This is a genomic window from Pedobacter sp. JCM 36344, from assembly GCF_046546555.1.
In the GTDB taxonomy this organism is placed as follows: Bacteria; Bacteroidota; Bacteroidia; order Sphingobacteriales; family Sphingobacteriaceae; genus Pedobacter.
Map to the genome: position 1 here is coordinate 118,833 of NZ_JBKHKK010000005.1, position 16,683 is coordinate 135,515.

Below are 16,683 nucleotides of genomic sequence, written 5' to 3' on the forward strand. Positions count from 1 at the left end.
TTCCTCTAATAAGTCCTTTTACCAATTTAAAACTAGGTATAGCAAAGAGAAATTAAGTGTCTTAATAAACGAAGGATTATGAAATCAAAATTTTACTCGCTTAAAGTCTACTAAGTTGTGATTTAAGCTCACCATCTAAAAAACTTACATATATTTAAGTATTAGCCACATGAAGGACGACAGTAATAGAATTATGATATAAAACAAAAACGATGAGCAACGAAATTTTATTTAGTGAAAGACAGAGATTCAAGCAATGGTGGCTTTGGTTAATTTTTTCAGGAATTAATGGGTATTTTATTTTTGGCGCATTTAAACAAGTAATCGGCGGGCAACAATTTGGAGATAAGCCAATGAGCAACACAGTACTTTCAATAATAACAGGGCTGATAGTTATTCTAACCGTTTTGTTTGTAAACTTTCGTCTTGACACGACAATAAAAACAGACGGAATATATGTTCGCTTTTTCCCCTTTCATCTAAAGTATAAATATTACAGTTGGGATACTCTTACCAAAGCATATGTTAGACAATATTCGCCGATTACCGAATATGGTGGTTGGGGTTTAAGATTTGGACTTTTTGGAAAGGGAACAGCCTATAATGTTTCAGGTGACAAAGGTTTACAACTTGAATTTACTAATAACAAAAAACTGCTCATCGGAACAAACAAATCACCCGAACTAATCGAAACACTTAATAAAATTGGGCAATTTGAATGATAAATGAACAAACCTAAGCAGAAAGCATTGGTTGGCAGTACGGCTAAGAGATAATAGTGTCTTAAAAAACGAAGGATAAAGTATTAAAGACTTTGAACTTTAATACTTTTAAGATACTAAAGAAAAGAGCTCATATGGCACTATGAATCAATCGGCTAAAGTATATTGATATACACTTACGTTATTAGTTTACTGAATATTATTTTATATTCAGTAAACTAATAACCGAATAAGAAACATCTCAGTTTGTGAGTAATTTGCTAATTAAATGGCATCCTCATAGGGAAGACTGTTTATATGATTTAAACAAACATGACATGAAGAGAATCGAAATATTGATTAGTATACTTTTAATAGCGATGCTCCTATTCCCTGTTTTTGGTTACTTAAACGGGGTGATGTTCCATAACGGTGAAAACATTAAAATTGTAAAAAATAAGAGTAATACGAAACGCACGGAAAAGTTTCTTTCTTTCACCATTGATGATCCAGTCATGATGGATGGAAAATTTCAGCCTATAAAGCTCTATTCTCTCGATTCAGTAGGTTGGGGAAAGGGCTACGATATTGTTTCAAAAACTCAACGGCAGTTGCTTGATCACCCGGTACTACTAATGCAGCCAAACGAAACACAAACACCTTTTTTAGTTTATCCTGGTGATTCCATCAGGATCCGGTATGCAAGTACCGATACTATGCAGATGTATGCTCCTGGCAAGCCTGTTCGCTCCAACGAATTGAATTTCTTCAGGGCGCTGGTTAGTCGAACTGGCAACCTTTATTATTTCTTTACACCAATGCGTTATCACAAGAAAGTGAACACGCTACTCCAGATTCAGGATCTCGAAAAAGTTATTGATAGCGTCAAGCGTAATCGGATGAAATTTCTGGCATATTATCAAGAAAAATTTCCTTTGGAAACTTGTTTTACTAAAGTAGCGATTAATTGCATTGAAAGTACGTCAATCGACGATTCTCTCTTACTTTACCATAACAACCGTGATTTGCTTAAAGCGATGAATTTATATGTGCAATTTGCAAAAGCTAAGATTCCCAGGTTGGAAAAAATTGGTTTTCAACCGTATCCTATGTTTATTCAAGCATCCAAACATGCGCTCGCAATGGTTACTGGCACTAATCCTCACGATGGAGGAGATATGGATAGTAAAATTTTTCCACGTAGGTTCGATTTTATAGCGACTTCCTTAACTGGTGATCACAGGAACTTCTTTCTCTCAAGTACTATGAACCTGGCCAGCAAAAACAACATAACAATATCCAATGCTTATAAAGAGAAGTTTAATAAATTATGTACAGACAAACGATATACAGCACTCGTGCATACTATTCTTGACGATAATAAACTTAAAGAGAATTTCGAGAAAGGTGGTAACAAGCTTTTAGCTATTGACGGAAAAACTGTTCAAGATATGGCTAATGCTTTCCAAAAATACCACGGTAGTTTGGTATTAATTGATTTTTGGGCTAGCTGGTGCGCTCCCTGTATACAGGAAATACCTTATACTGCAGAGCTAAAAAAGAAGTATAATGGAAAGAAATTAGTTTTCGTCACGATATCTACCGATGATCAAGTGTCGGCTTGGAGGAAATCGGCTAATGCAGAAAACCTAAATGGTGCCAACGATTTCCTTTTGCTGAATTCAAGTACTTCGTCATTTGTCAAGCAATATGGAGTCCAATCTATCCCTAGATACATGTTGCTAGATAAGACCGGAAAGATGTTGAACGATGACGCGCCGAGACCAAGCAGCGAAAAGTTGGTTAGCTTAATAAACAAACATCTATAGTCAGTTTTTATCATATTAAATTAACATTTGGATAGGATTTCAAGAAACTATTCCCTTAAAATACATGAATCTAATTTGTGTAGGTTTAGTAATCCCCTCCCCAAAAACTAACCAATTAAAGCTAGAGAATCGGGCGTTAAATTTAAGGTCTCAAAGAATTCATTCGGAGTCAGACCACTCAGTGAACTGTGGGGTCTGAACGAGTTATATTCATTGCACCATTCTTCTATTTATTCTTCAGCGTCTTCCACGGATAGAAACCAATTTATATTTAGGCACTCATCCCGAAAGCTTCCATTAAAAGACTCAATATACGCCGGTTTCAGGTTGTTTGATCGCAAATACGATCTGTGCCTAGGTAAATTTGCTTGTTTTCATCGCAATTATTTGTTTTTAAGTTATCAAATTCAATAACTTGCAGTCTAATAAAATATAGCAACTCCAGTGATTACTACAATCATCTTGTACTCAAAAATACTACCTTAGCTAAGCTAAAAATATCTATTTCTATGGCTAAATCCCGAAAGGCTGCGCTCAGCTTTATATTTGTCACGCTGCTTCTTGATGTAGTAGGTATTGGTATTATTATTCCTGTTTTTCCACAGTTAATTGAACAACTAATTGGCGGTAACCTCAGTGAGGCCTCAAGGTGGAGCGGCTGGCTAACATTTGCTTATGCCATCATGCAATTCATTTGTGCACCAATAATTGGCAACCTAAGTGATAAATATGGCAGGAGGCCAGTATTGCTACTGTCCCTCTTCGGCTTCGGTATAGATTATATTTTTCTTGCCTTATCCCCTACCATTTGGTGGCTGTTTGTAGGTAGAATCATCGCAGGCGTATTTGGTGCCAGTTTCACCACAGCTACAGCCTACATAGCCGATATCAGCACCAATGAGAACCGTGCACAAAACTTTGGGATGATCGGTGCTGCCTTTGGACTTGGCTTTGTTATCGGACCCGCCATCGGCGGAATACTTGGAGAACTGGGCCCACGGGTTCCGTTCATCGCCGCAGCGATATTGACCTTGATCAATGTGGTTTATGGTTACTTCGTACTACCCGAATCATTAGATAAAGAACACCGACGGCCCTTTGAATGGAAACGGGCTAACCCGATGGGCTCTTTGCTGCAACTGAATAAATACAAGGGTTTGGGCGGATTAATTATAGCACTTGTCTTCGTTTATATTGCCAGTCATGCCGTTCAAAGCACCTGGACATTTATTAACATCGAAAAGTTTAACTGGAGTCCTTTTACTGTTGGCATTTCGCTCACAGTAGTCGGCTTGTTGGTTGCCATTGTTCAAGGGGGACTGATTCGCTTCATCAATCCTAAATTAGGAAACGAGAAAAGCATTTACATAGGTCTTGGTTTGTATGCGCTGGGGTTATTATTATTCGCCTTCGCAACACAGAGTTGGATGATGTTCGCTTTTTTGGTTCCGTATTGCCTGGGCGGTATCGCCGGACCAGCTTTACAATCTATTTTGTCGAGCAATGTACCACAAAATGAACAAGGTGAATTGCAAGGTGCATTGACAAGTTTGATGAGCGCCACATCAATCATTGGACCCTTGTTTATGACTTATCTTTTTGCATGGTTTACCAAGCCTGGTGCTAGTGTAAAATTCGCTGGCGCACCATTCCTGGCAGGAGCGGTATTTATGCTCATTAGTGCCTTAATTGCCACAAGGTCCATGAAGAAAGATTCGTTTGTTAACCGAGGGGATGCCTAAACCTCTGCGTTAATCGCATTCCAAAGCATGTCTTTTAATTCAACAATGTTTTTCTGAGCAACAGAGGAGATAAAGATTGCAGGTAGATTTGCCGGCAGTTCTTTCTTCATTTCAGCAACCAATTCCTCGTCAAGCATATCAGATTTAGTAATTGCCAGAACATGGGGCTTCTGCATAAGCTCAGGATTATAGTCCTCTAACTCTGCCTTTAAGATCAGATATTCTTCTTTGATCGTTCTTTGCGTATCAGCAGGAACCATAAAGAGCAATACCGAATTACGCTCAATATGTCTCAGAAAGCGATAACCTAAACCTTTTCCTTTAGATGCACCCTCTATGATCCCGGGAATATCAGCCATGACGAATGACTTACTGTCTCTATAAGAAACGATCCCTAAATTAGGTACAAGCGTTGTGAAAGGATAATCGGCAATCTCAGGTTTAGCAGCAGAGACCACTGAAAGTAAAGTAGACTTACCTGCATTTGGGAAACCTACCAGACCAACATCAGCAAGAACTTTAAGTTCCAGCACCACCCATTCTTCCTTTCCAGCTTCTCCTGGCTGTGCGAAGCGTGGGGTTTGTAAAGTTGGTGTTTTAAAATGCCAATTACCTAAACCACCTCTACCACCGGCAGTTAAGATCTTGGTTTCGCCGTCTTTAGTAACCTCAAATAAAACTTCTCCTGTTTCAGCATCTTTTGCAATGGTACCCAGTGGAACATCAAGGATCTCGTCCTTACCGGATTTACCTGTGGATGTTCCGCTGGATCCAGGCAAGCCATCAGGGGCAATGATGTGCTTGCGGTATTTTAAATGCAGCATTGTCCAAAATTGAGAATTACCTCTTAAAATGATATGCCCACCGCGACCGCCATCACCCCCATCCGGGCCTCCTGTAGAGGTACGAATATCACGGTGTAAATGTGCAGACCCGGCACCGCCCTTTCCGGAGCGACAGCAAATCTTAACGTAATCAACAAAATTGGATCCTTGAGACATTATGTGTGTTTAGTATTTATCAACCTGAGCGCAAAGGTCGGCAAAAATATCTTCTATCTTACCGATACCATTTACTTTACTCAACTTGTTTTGCTCCTCATAATAAGGTAAAACGTGGATAGTCTTGTCGAAATATTCAGCAATTCTTGTTTGGAGCTTATCTGCCTGATCGTCTACACGACCAGTTTCCAATTGTCGCTGAGCGATTCGTTTTGTCAATTCTTCCTGATTAACATCAAGTGCGATAACACCTGTGATGGCACTATCCTTACTTTTCAAAAAATCATCTAATGCTTCAGCCTGCGGAACGGTACGTGGGAAACCATCAAATATGAAGCCTTTAGCTTCCGGATTTTTATCCACTTCTTCTTCCAGCATCGCAATTGTTATTTCGTCCGGAACCAATTGTCCGTCAGCAATTAATGCGCTTACTCTCTGACCTAAAGTTGATTGATTTTTAATGTGAGCCCTGAAAAGATCACCAGTAGAAATGTGGATCAACTCGTACTTATTGATCAATTTCTCTGATTGAGTGCCTTTGCCTGCACCTGGTGGGCCGAAGAGAACAAGATTTAGCATTTGTGGTGTGTTTTAATTAAAAATTTCATCTGAAAATGCCAGAATGCCTGCAAATATAGGATTATTTCAATAAAATCGGCTTGAAGGTTAGTTTTGAGGCATTACGACTAAACTAAGGCTTGAACTTTTAAAATATTCCCTACATTTGTAAGAGATGAGATTTACATTTATGCTATTCAATTTGTATATGATAGCACTTATGCTGATGCCCTGTCAGGATCAAGTGGATAGCACATCTGATAACTGTGGGCAAGAATTGTGTCCACCATTCTGCAGTTGTGCATGCTGTTCGGTTGGTAAAAGCTTGCCTTTGGAGTACACAGCAGTAGTTACTGAAGCCATGCTGCCGACTTTCTATTCCTTGCTGAAACCTTCAGCAATTACAAAACAACCTGCAGCCATCTGGCAGCCCCCCAAGCTACTCTAGCACTTTAAAAGATTCTTTTCATCATAAGAGCATGCACTTAAGAGCTTGCATACCCGATTTCTATTTTCTACTACTTACATTTAAAACTCATGTTAAATAAAATCATTGAGTTCTCTATCAAGCAGAAACTGCTGATAGGAATTATGATGCTGGCGCTGATTGCGTGGGGAATTTACTCTTTGAGACAACTCCCAATTGACGCGCTACCAGACATCACGAATAATCAGGTTCAAATCATTACCAGTTCCCCAAGCAATGGGGCCGAGGATATAGAGCGCTTTGTCACTTACCCTGTGGAACAAACGATGGCGACAATTCCCGGCGTTGAAGAAATACGTTCCTTCAGCCGGTTCGGGCTTTCCGTAGTCACCATTGTATTCAAAGAAAACATTGAAATATACTGGGCGAGGCAGCAGGTGAATGAGCGCCTTAAAGAAGTAGAAAGGAACGTACCAAAGGGCATGGGTGTTCCGGAGATTGCTCCCTTGACCACAGGACTTGGGGAGATTTACCAATACATTATCCACACCAAAAAAGGCTATGAAAAGAAGTTTTATGCAACGTCGCTTAGAACGATCCAAGACTGGATAGTGAGGCGACAGCTTTTAGGTGTAGAGGGAATTGCTGATGTCAGCAGTTTCGGCGGCTACCTGAAACAGTACGAGGTATCCATAGATCCTGATAAGTTGAGGAGTATGAATATTTCCATTTCTGAGATTTTTAATGCATTGGAGAAAAACAATCAGAATACCGGGGGATCCTATATCGACAAAAAACCCAATGCCTATTTTATCAGAAGCCAAGGGCTTATTGGCAGTATGGAGGACATAGAGAATATTGTGGTACGCAGCAATCAAAATGGCATTCCCGTTCTAATTAGAGATGTTTCTGAGGTGAGAATCGGGGCAGCTACCAGATATGGCGCCATGACTAGGAATGATGAGGGAGAAGTAGTGGGGGCAGTAGTCATGATGTTGAAAGGTGCGAATTCCTCTAAGGTCATTGCCAATGTAAAAGCTAAGATGGAGCAAATCTCCAAAACCCTGCCCGAAGGTGTAGTCATAGAACCCTTTCTGGACAGGACTAAATTAGTGAACAGCTCGATTTCAACCGTCACGAGAAATCTGGCTGAGGGAGCACTCATTGTTATTTTCGTGCTTGTTCTACTGCTAGGAAATCTTCGCGCAGGACTAATTGTAGCCTCTGTGATTCCCCTTGCCATGCTCTTTGCCGTTTGTCTGATGAACCTGTTTGGGGTAAGCGGCAATTTGATGAGTCTGGGGGCTATTGATTTCGGTTTGATAGTAGACGGGGCAGTCATCATTGTGGAAGCTTCTTTGCATCACCTGGGAATGAGAAACAATAAAAATAGGCTAACTCAACAGGAAATGGATCTTGAGATCTACAAATCTGCTTCCAAAATACGAAACAGCGCAGCTTTTGGAGAAATCATCATCCTAATCGTATACTTACCAATACTAGCGCTTGTAGGAATTGAGGGTAAAATGTTCAGACCAATGGCACAAACAGTTGCGTTTGCTATCCTTGGTGCCTTCATATTATCGCTAACCTATGTACCGATGATGAGCGCGCTATTTCTCAACAAACAGATCAGCACCAAGCGCAACATCTCAGACCGCATTATGGACTGGTTCCAAAGAGGTTATACGCCGATGCTCAATTTCGCATTACGGGCACGTGTTTTAGTAGTAAGCATTTCTGTAGTTCTGTTTGTAATTTGTCTATTTATTTTTCAGCAATTGGGTTCGGAGTTTATACCCACGCTGGAAGAAGGTGATTTTGCAGTAGAGACTCGCGTGCTGACTGGAAGCAGTCTTTCTCAAACGATAGAGGCAGCTACGAGAGCGGCGAAGGTATTGAAGGCCAACTTCCCTGAGGTAAAGGAAGTTATTGGAAAGATTGGCTCAGCGGAAATCCCTACAGACCCTATGCCGGTTGAGGCCTGCGATCTTATCATCATATTGAAGGACAAAGATGAATGGACAACCGCCGGCACACGAGAGGAACTAGCAAACAAAATGCAAGCTAAGCTCGAACAATACATTCCGGGAGTTACGTTTGGATTCCAACAGCCAATTCAGATGCGTTTTAACGAGCTTATGACCGGCGCCAGGCAAGACGTGGTGATCAAAGTTTATGGTGAAGATTTCGGTAAACTTGCCGGCTACGCCTCGAAAATAGGTGCAATTGCAAATAAAATCAAGGGGGCTGAAGATGTTTATGTAGAACAGGTTTCTGGCTTACCCCAGGTGATTGTGAAATTCCACAGGGACAAGATTGCGCAGTTCGGACTGAACATAGAAGATGTAAATACTGCACTCCGTAGCGGGTTTGCCGGTGAAGTTGCCGGGCTTGTTTTTGAAGGTGAAAAGCGGTTTGAAATGGTAGTCAGGTTGAAAAAGGAAAATCGTCAATCAATTGAAGACGTTAAAAACTTGTTTGTAACTGGGTCTAATGGAGCTCAGGTTCCCTTAGCGCAACTTGCAGACATCGCTTACACAGAAGGCCCCAATCAAATCCAGCGCGACGACGCTAAAAGAAGGATCACTATTGGCTTTAACACCAGAGGCAGGGATGTGGAAAGTATTGTGAAGGAAATTCAGCGAAAGATCAATGACGAAGTCAAATTTGACCCCGGCTACTACCCTACTTATGGCGGTACGTTTGAGAACCTCAGAGCTGCAAATGAGCGACTGGCAATTGCGGTACCGCTTGCCTTGCTATTAATTCTGCTGCTACTCTATTTGACATTTAACTCCTTAAAACATGCCTTGCTGATATTCACAGCGATACCCCTATCTGCCTTGGGTGGTGTTCTCGCCCTTTGGATCAGAGGCATGCCTTTCAGTATATCGGCTGGCATCGGCTTCATTGCATTGTTTGGCGTTGCAGTATTAAATGGCATCGTACTGATCAGTGAATTTAACAGGTTAAAAAAAGAAGGAATGACAGATATTTTAGAAATTATACGCAGGGGAACCTCTGTTAGACTACGCCCAGTTATCTTGACAGCTTTAGTGGCTTCTCTGGGATTTCTTCCAATGGCTTTATCAGCAGGAAGCGGCGCAGAAGTGCAGCGCCCATTAGCGACAGTTGTTATTGGAGGATTACTATCTGCAACATTACTTACCTTACTCGTACTGCCAATCCTTTATATCTGGGTGGAGAAGCTGGGTAAACCCAAAACGTCTAATACGATTGTAATCATGGCCTTTACAATACTTTTTGGCTTTGCTGGAATGGGCGCAACAGCCCAGACTAATAAAGTAACCCTGGAACAGGCGATCAATTTAGCCCTTGAAAATAATCCAAACATCAATGGCGCCAAGCTGAGCGTTGAGCTGCAACAGCAGCTTAAACAAACTGCCTTTGAAATGCCAAAGACAGATGTCTCGGTTCTTTATGGACAATACAATAGCATAGTCAATAACGACAACAACTTCAGTATTTCTCAGAAGATTCCATTTCCCACGCTATTTGCTGCCAATGAATCTTTGGGTACTGAAAACATCAAAGCGAGCAAGCTGATGATGGCAGCTACCAAAAACGAGTTAATCTCTCAAGTCAAATCAGTTTATTTCAACCTGCAATATCTCCACTCAAAAGCGAAACTACTAACCCAGCAAGACAGCATTTATCAGGGGTTTCTAAAATCTGCTGCTTTGAGGTATAAAACGGGAGAAGCAACCTTATTAGAAAAAGTTGCCGCAGAAACTCAACTGCAGGATATACAGAGTTTACTAAAACAAAATAGTTCAGACCTTAAAATTTACGGCAGTCAGTTTGCGGCGCTTTTAGGAAATGATAAAAAGGTAGACATCTCAGCGCAGTTTCTAATAGAATCACCAAATCTATCTTCTTTAATGGACAGCACGGCAACCGGAACTAATCCGACCCTCTCTTACTTACGTCAGCTGATTGTGGTAGCCGATGGTAAGCGGAAAGTAGAAACAGCAAAAGCACTTCCTGATCTCAATGTCAGTTACTTTAACCAATCATTAACAGGTTTCCAAAACGTAAACGGGAACGAAGTTTTCTATGGCAGGAATAAGCGATTTCAAAGCGTTCAGATTGGGCTGACTATTCCGGTATTTTTTGGCGCCTATTCTGCAAAAGCTAAAGCTGCGTCCATAGGTACGTCAATCGCCAAAAATGACCTGAATGTACAACAACGTAATTTCACAAGCCAATACCAACAAGCCATTCAAAATTATTTAAAAAGTAAAGACAGGTACACCTACTTCGTCAACTCGGCACTTGTGAATGCGGTGTTGATTTTGAAGAACAGCAGACTTGCTTACCAGAACGGGGAAATTGGTTATTCAGAACATCTATTAAATCTTAAGCAGGTGAATGCGATCAAGGAAAGCCACATATTCGCACTGCTTGAGCTTTACCAAAGTATTAACAGAATTGAGTTTTTAAACGGCTATCCTACAACCCTATAAATCAGACAACATGAAATTAAAATATAATAATTTTGCTGGATTACTTTTTGCCCTCTTCCTACTCTCTTGCGGAAGTCCACAAAAGAAACAAGAAACAGAGGTTCATGAAGAAAAGCAGCAGCATGAAGAAACTGACCATGTTTCTCTTACACCTGAGCAATACGAGGTAGCTGGGATTAAACTTGGAGCGCTGGAGACAAGGACATTAAGTGGCACAATTAAAGTAAATGGTCTTCTTGACCTCCCACCAAAAAACTTAGTATCTATTTCTACTCCTCTGGAAGGTATCGTAAAGAGTACGGAAATGCTGCAGGGAATGCGGGTTAAAAAGGGAACGGTTGTGGCTACTATTCAAAATCCGGAATTTATTCAGATGCAGCAAGACTTTCTGGATTACAAGAGTCAGCTAGACTTTTTAAAGCAAGAGTTATCGAGGCAAGAAGAATTGTCTGTAGAGAATGTGAATTCAAAAAAGGCTGTTCAGAAAGCCAGGAGCGAGTACAATAGTGTAAGTGCAAGACTGCTGGGTCAGCGAACACGGCTTTCCCTTTTAAATATCAACTTCTCCGCACTGGAGAATGGAAGAATCTCAAAGACTTTCAACCTCTACGCGCCGATAACAGGTTATGTGACCCAAGTCAATACCAATACAGGAGCCTTTGCCAGTACAAAGGATATGCTTTTCAAAATTGCGGATACTGAGCACCTTCATGCAGAACTGACAGTGTTTGAGAAAGATGTTCCTAAATTGAAGATAGGACAGAAGGTAAAGTTTACACTTGCGAATGAGGAAACTGAAAGACTAGCCACCGTATTTCTAATTGGAAGGGAAATTAGCAAAGAGCGCACGGTGCAGATCCATTGCCACCTGGATAAAGAAGACAGGCAGCTTATTCCAGGGATGTATCTCAAAGCTTATGTGGAAAGCGGCTCTAATAAGGTGACGGCACTGCCCGAGCAAGCTATTGTTGAATTTGAAGGCAAGAAATACGTTTTTATTCAGTTATCTGAAGGAGATAAAGCAAAGAAAAGACTGTATGAATTTCAAATGATGGAAGTTCAAACGGGTATCACAGAAAATGGTTACAGCCAGGTTTCGATAGCTGATAGGGATCGCAACATTGTTATTAAAGGGGCATACGACCTTTTAAGCAAAGTTAAAAATGCGGAAGAAGGAGAAGGACATGCACATTAAACGGCTATTTCAACATTGATTCATAAAAGGGCTTAAGTTGTTGCGCAAGAATTAGGTGATCTTCTACACTGGGATGACCACCACAGCCATGGGCTGCAATTGGAGTAAAGTAGAATGTCCGAACCGGTTTATCAGAAGGGTAGGAAAGATTGATCTGATTCTTAATTGAGGTAAGGCATTCTTCTAGCACCTTACCTGAGGCACCGCTGATCATGGGGCTGCTGATTAAGGCAATTTTTGCTTTTGGATATTTGGACTTTATTTGCTTGACGAAGCTAAGATAACTTTCAATAAATACCTTTTGATCGAAGGCCGCTCTTGGCGTTTTGCCATCACCTTTGCTGAGGTCATTTGTTCCAAGTGCTATGCTTACAATAGTTGGCTTATAGGTGCTGAAGTCCCACATTTGAGTATTATCAGGCTTAAAATCAATGTTTTCGTAAACTTGAGGCATGGCTGGGCCATCCATATTCCAGGTTCTGTAAATACCGATTCCACTTACGCTGCTTAACAAATAGTTCAACCCGAGCGACCGTGCCACTCTCGGACCATAGGCCATGTAGGCATTGTGCTGATCATGATACTCGCCTGTACCACAAGGTATTTCAGATGGATCTGCCGCAGCACCGCAAGTTATGCTATTGCCAATGAATTCTATTAATGGAGCGTTAGCATTCTTGTTTGGTTTAACATGACTGGCAACTATTTTCAATACTAAAATACCGCCCGTATGAGCCTCAGTAGTTTTAAATACCCTAACAGTATGTGCAGCAGACGATTCAGTGGATATCACGATTGGGCCATTTGAATTACCTTCAACACGCAAACGTTTCTGATAACTACCGTCCAGCTCGTATTGAATATAGTTGTGTGCTTTTTTGTCTTTCAGCGAAAAGTAAATCTCGCATTTATTCCCTTTAAACTTAAATTCAAAACTTGCAGCGGAGCTGACTAGCTCCAGCTGTTTTTGATCATTAATCAGGGTTCTCCCAAGGGGTTTGAGTTTATCCGCATAGAGCGTATCTGCGAGCAATGAATTACTTGCGGCACTACTAATCTGAGCGCAGAAAATTAAAGCGTAGAATAGCAAAAAGGTCTTGAAACGCATCTGGTTGGATTTTATTTATTCCAGGCAATAATAGGCAGTAAATTGTTGTAAACAAAAAAACTGATCTTTTACCAGACGCAGTCCTTCTTATTTGTTCAAGACAATTTAAAAAGGCACCATAAAATATTTAAGCTTACGCTGGTCAGATTTCAATCCAAACTTTTATTTGATTCATTCCGCATATTATGATCTCACAGCCCAGGAACAGATTGATATTCTAAAGGAATATGGTATTAACATAGAGACCATGAAAGCGGAGAACTTCGGCCATATTGCACTGCTGCTCTACACGCTATTTCCGTTTAGGACATGCCTTGCTCAGGCTCCAACCAAATCGCCGAAATGCAGTTTGATATGAGGGCAACCACTGCACTCCGGTATGCTAAAGAGAACAAAATGAATACCCTTCTGCATACTGGTAGAGACAAGTCTCCCTTCTGGCAAAAACCGTTTATTGTGTACGACTTTAAAAGCAATAAGATCATCATCAAAGGACTCTGCGCTCATGGCAGTGATGAAAGAAGTACTCCTTTTAAAATTTTCTATGGTAATAAGATCCATAACAATTGTACTTCGCTGGGAAAATACAAATAAGGCGCACGCGCCTAGAGCAATTGGGGTATTCATGCACATTACAAGATGCACAGACTAGACAGCATCAATAGCAATTCTTACAAAAGAGTGGCTTTGCTGCATTCTTATTCTCCTGTTCCTTAATATAAGTCCTATCCTCAAGGCCTACTTTGCATAAGTCAGGGATACCCGGTTATTGCAGACCTCACCATAATTGAAATAAATCGCCTGATTAAAACGGGTGCAAAAAATATGATTCTTTGGATTTATAGTTAGAAGCCCTTATCAGAGTTAAATTTTTCACAGCAGAACATTTAGTTGTATTTTGTTCAGCAAAATCAAGCTATAAACTAAAAATACTTATGAGATTTCCCCTTGTCTCCTGCATCATACTCCTGCTTCAAATCAACCTCGCTTTCTCCCAACAATATAAATTGAAAGTTCAAAACCTGAGTTGCGAATATCTGACTAATCCAATAGCGATCGAAAACCTGCAGCCCAAACTGAGCTGGCAACTCAAATCTAAAGCAAAAGCCATAGACCAGAAGACGTACAGTATACTGGTTGCCAGTAGTCCGGCACTATTAGAACAAAACAAAGGTGACTATTGGCGCAGTGGCAAAGTTAATTCGGGTAACTCTACGCACATCGTTTACCAAGGGAAAGCGCTAAACTCAAGAGTTAAACTATACTGGAAAGTTAAGGTTTGGGATGAACAAGGTAAAAGTTCCGACTGGAGTCCGGTAAATGAATGGTCCATGGGCTTACTGCAGCCTGCCGATTGGAAGGGTAAATGGATTGGTGCCTTCAAAGACCCTTACCCGGATTCAGCCATAACCTATCCATCTCCATTTTTCCGTAAAGAGTTTATGCTAACAAAAGCGGTTAGAAAAGCAACCGTGCACATTAGTGGATTAGGTTTCTATGAACTGCAGTTAAACGGCAAGAAAGTAGGAGATCAAGTGCTGGCCCCAGCGGTCGCCAATTATGACCAGCGACCTTTGAGACACCTTCTTTACCCTTACGACGACCAGAGTACACAGCGTGTTCTTTACAACACCTTTGATGTCAAAAGCTATTTGAACACGACAAATAACGCCATAGGCATTCAGCTTGGAAACGGATGGTACAATCAAAGGGATCGCAGAGTGGAGGGTGACATGTGGTATGACGTTCCAAAATTAATCTTCCAACTGGAATTAATTTATACCGATGGAAGTACTAAGATTATAAGTTCGGATGCGAGTTGGAAGACAAGCAGTGGACCATTACTACACGATGGCATTTTTACTGGAGAAAAGTATGACGCAAGATTAGCATTTGGTAACTGGGCGCAAACTGGCTATAAAGATTCACAATGGAAGCCGGCAATTTTAGTACGCGCTCCTTCTGGAAAATTACATTCACAAACGGCACCGTTCGACAAGGTGACCAGAACGCTAAAACCAACATTTGGAGGCAAAGTAAAGGATTCCGTTTACCTGTATCATTTAGATGAAACCGTTGCCGGATGGGCATCAATTGCTATAAAAGGTAAAGCCGGAAGTCGCCTTAAAATAAGGTATATCAGTGAAGAGGGTGAAGATTATGGACAGTACGACACCTACATATTAAAAGGTGGAGCGTTGGAGCATTGGGAACCAAAGTTCACATGGCATGCTTTCAGAAAGCTAGAAGTAATTTCTACAGATATTTCGCTTAATCAAGAGAACTTGGTGGTTAAAGACGTTCACACTGAGGTAGCTAGTCAAGGAAGTTTTGAATGCTCGAACCCCTTTTTCAATCAGATTAATGCTGCATATCTACGCACGCAAAGAGCAAACTTCCATGGCAGTGTAAGCAGCGATTGTCCGCATCGCGAAAGATTAGGGTATACAGGAGATGGGCAGACGAACATGGAAAGTGCACTTTATTCGTTCGACATGACTCAATTCTACCAGAAATGGTTAAAGGATATTGACAATGCAAGAAATAGGAACACGGGCTTTGTAACTCACACGGCGCCTTTTGGCGGTGGTGGTGGCGGTCCTGCTTGGGGCTCAGCTTATGTGATTATGCCTTGGTTGTACTATTCCTACTATGGTGACCGCAGCATATTGGAACAACATTATATCGGCATGAAACAATGGGCCGAGTATCTGGGAACACGTTTGGATGAGAAAGGATTGGTTAGCAAGGAGGAGCCCAAAGGCTGGTGCCTTGGTGATTGGTGCACCCCTACTCAGATTCAAATTCCAGAGACTTTAGTAAATACTGCCTATTTTTATTATGTTACAGATATAATGGCAAAGGTTGCAAAATCGATTGGTAAAACCGACGACTGCCAAACCTTCGTCAATGTTGGTAAAAAGATTAAGGCTGACTTCAATAGGGCTTACTACAACTCTGCCAAGTCATCTTACTGGGAAGGCCGACAAGGAGCAGATGTATTCGCGCTGGCTTTCGGATTAACATCAGATAAAAATTACAATCCAGTTTTCAATTCTCTATTGGAACACCTGAAAGCAACAAACTATCATTTTGATACGGGTATTTTAGGAACCCCGCTACTATTAAAAGTGCTTGCCCAAAACGGCAGGCACGACATTATCTATAAGATCATGAACCAGAAAGACTTTCCAAGTTTTGGATATCTGTTGGATAGCAAAAACAGTACACTTTGGGAAACATGGAATGGTGATGGCTCTAAATCTCATCCAATGTTTGGAAGCGTGATAAAGTGGTTTTACTCTGGTATTGCTGGGATCAAGGTTGACCCTTCAAGTCCAGGGATGCAACATTTTATTATAGCACCGCAGAATCTTGCAGATCTTACCTATTGCAGATCATCCTATAACAACCTATATGGAAAGATCCGCTCTGAATGGAAACGCAATGAACCAGGCAAGTTCCAAATCCTGATTGAGATTCCTGAGAACAGCTCCGCCACATTTGTGCTACCTAAGGGTAAGCAGAAGATTATAAACAACAGCGGCCAACCATATGCCGTTAACAAAAAAGGCAATGCTTATCAAGCTGAATTTAAGTCTGGGATATATGAATTTGAAATGCTTTAAGAC

The 16,683-nt window shown here is 41.1% G+C and carries 10 protein-coding genes and 1 pseudogene; 7 read left to right on the forward strand and 4 right to left on the reverse strand.

The window, feature by feature from the left end; genetic code table 11:
- Positions 1-212: 212 nt before the first annotated feature.
- A complete protein-coding gene (locus ACHFIZ_RS06755; protein ID WP_410884132.1) occupies positions 213-722 on the forward strand; it encodes a hypothetical protein in 510 nt (169 codons plus the stop codon).
- A 317-nt stretch (positions 723-1,039) separates the two neighbouring features.
- The gene (locus ACHFIZ_RS06760; RefSeq protein WP_410884134.1) at positions 1,040-2,530 is read left to right on the forward strand and encodes a TlpA family protein disulfide reductase; all 1,491 of its coding nucleotides are present in this window, start codon (positions 1,040-1,042) and stop codon (positions 2,528-2,530) included.
- Positions 2,531-2,637: 107 nt separating this feature from the next.
- On the opposite strand, the pseudogene ACHFIZ_RS06765 reads toward ACHFIZ_RS06760, so the two are convergent.
- Positions 2,638-2,847: pseudogene (locus tag ACHFIZ_RS06765) on the reverse strand (integrase core domain-containing protein); the annotation flags it as partial.
- A gap of 192 nt (positions 2,848-3,039) precedes the next feature.
- On the opposite strand from ACHFIZ_RS06765, the gene ACHFIZ_RS06770 reads away from it, so the two are divergent.
- Positions 3,040-4,272 (forward strand): TCR/Tet family MFS transporter, encoded by a 1,233-nt coding sequence (locus tag ACHFIZ_RS06770; RefSeq protein ID WP_410884136.1) that lies wholly within the window; start codon positions 3,040-3,042, stop codon positions 4,270-4,272.
- Here the strand turns inward: ACHFIZ_RS06770 and obgE are convergent.
- Positions 4,269-5,273, reverse strand: a complete 1,005-nt coding sequence (obgE, locus tag ACHFIZ_RS06775) for a GTPase ObgE (protein WP_410884138.1) — start codon at positions 5,271-5,273, stop codon at positions 4,269-4,271. The two genes, ACHFIZ_RS06770 and obgE, sit on opposite strands and share 4 nt — an antisense overlap.
- Before the next feature lie 9 nt (positions 5,274-5,282).
- Positions 5,283-5,852, reverse strand: coding sequence for an adenylate kinase (locus ACHFIZ_RS06780; protein ID WP_410884140.1), 570 nt, complete (start codon positions 5,850-5,852; stop codon positions 5,283-5,285).
- 516 nt (positions 5,853-6,368) lie between these two features.
- Here ACHFIZ_RS06780 and ACHFIZ_RS06785 point away from each other — a divergent pair.
- Together ACHFIZ_RS06785 and ACHFIZ_RS06790 are read left to right on the forward strand one after the other, a co-directional pair.
- Entirely contained in the window at positions 6,369-10,748 is a 4,380-nt protein-coding gene (locus ACHFIZ_RS06785) for a CusA/CzcA family heavy metal efflux RND transporter (RefSeq protein ID WP_410884142.1), read from the forward strand.
- A gap of 10 nt (positions 10,749-10,758) precedes the next feature.
- Positions 10,759-11,943, forward strand: a complete 1,185-nt coding sequence (locus ACHFIZ_RS06790; RefSeq protein ID WP_410884144.1) for an efflux RND transporter periplasmic adaptor subunit — start codon at positions 10,759-10,761, stop codon at positions 11,941-11,943.
- Positions 11,944-11,947: 4 nt separating this feature from the next.
- Here ACHFIZ_RS06790 and ACHFIZ_RS06795 read toward each other — a convergent pair whose 3' ends face one another.
- On the reverse strand, positions 11,948-13,051 hold the full coding sequence (locus ACHFIZ_RS06795; protein WP_410884146.1) for a GDSL-type esterase/lipase family protein: 1,104 nt from the start codon (positions 13,049-13,051) through the stop codon (positions 11,948-11,950).
- A gap of 354 nt (positions 13,052-13,405) precedes the next feature.
- On the opposite strand from ACHFIZ_RS06795, the gene ACHFIZ_RS06800 reads away from it, so the two are divergent.
- Entirely contained in the window at positions 13,406-13,645 is a 240-nt protein-coding gene (locus tag ACHFIZ_RS06800) for a hypothetical protein (protein WP_410884148.1), read from the forward strand.
- Between the two features lie 341 nt (positions 13,646-13,986).
- On the forward strand, positions 13,987-16,680 hold the full coding sequence (locus tag ACHFIZ_RS06805; protein WP_410884150.1) for a family 78 glycoside hydrolase catalytic domain: 2,694 nt from the start codon (positions 13,987-13,989) through the stop codon (positions 16,678-16,680).
- Positions 16,681-16,683 lie beyond the last annotated feature (3 nt).

Excerpts from the sequence above, each read along its gene's own strand:
- ACHFIZ_RS06755 (WP_410884132.1), top strand. The coding sequence starts at position 213 with ATGAGCAACGAAATTTTATTTAGTGAAAGACAGAGATTCAAGCAATGG.
- ACHFIZ_RS06760 (WP_410884134.1), top strand. The coding sequence starts at position 1,040 with ATGAAGAGAATCGAAATATTGATTAGTATACTTTTAATAGCGATGCTC.
- ACHFIZ_RS06770 (WP_410884136.1), top strand. The coding sequence starts at position 3,040 with ATGGCTAAATCCCGAAAGGCTGCGCTCAGCTTTATATTTGTCACGCTG.
- obgE (WP_410884138.1), bottom strand. The coding sequence starts at position 5,273 with ATGTCTCAAGGATCCAATTTTGTTGATTACGTTAAGATTTGCTGTCGC.
- ACHFIZ_RS06780 (WP_410884140.1), bottom strand. The coding sequence starts at position 5,852 with ATGCTAAATCTTGTTCTCTTCGGCCCACCAGGTGCAGGCAAAGGCACT.
- ACHFIZ_RS06785 (WP_410884142.1), top strand. The coding sequence starts at position 6,369 with ATGTTAAATAAAATCATTGAGTTCTCTATCAAGCAGAAACTGCTGATA.
- ACHFIZ_RS06790 (WP_410884144.1), top strand. The coding sequence starts at position 10,759 with ATGAAATTAAAATATAATAATTTTGCTGGATTACTTTTTGCCCTCTTC.
- ACHFIZ_RS06795 (WP_410884146.1), bottom strand. The coding sequence starts at position 13,051 with ATGCGTTTCAAGACCTTTTTGCTATTCTACGCTTTAATTTTCTGCGCT.
- ACHFIZ_RS06800 (WP_410884148.1), top strand. The coding sequence starts at position 13,406 with ATGAGGGCAACCACTGCACTCCGGTATGCTAAAGAGAACAAAATGAAT.
- ACHFIZ_RS06805 (WP_410884150.1), top strand. The coding sequence starts at position 13,987 with ATGAGATTTCCCCTTGTCTCCTGCATCATACTCCTGCTTCAAATCAAC.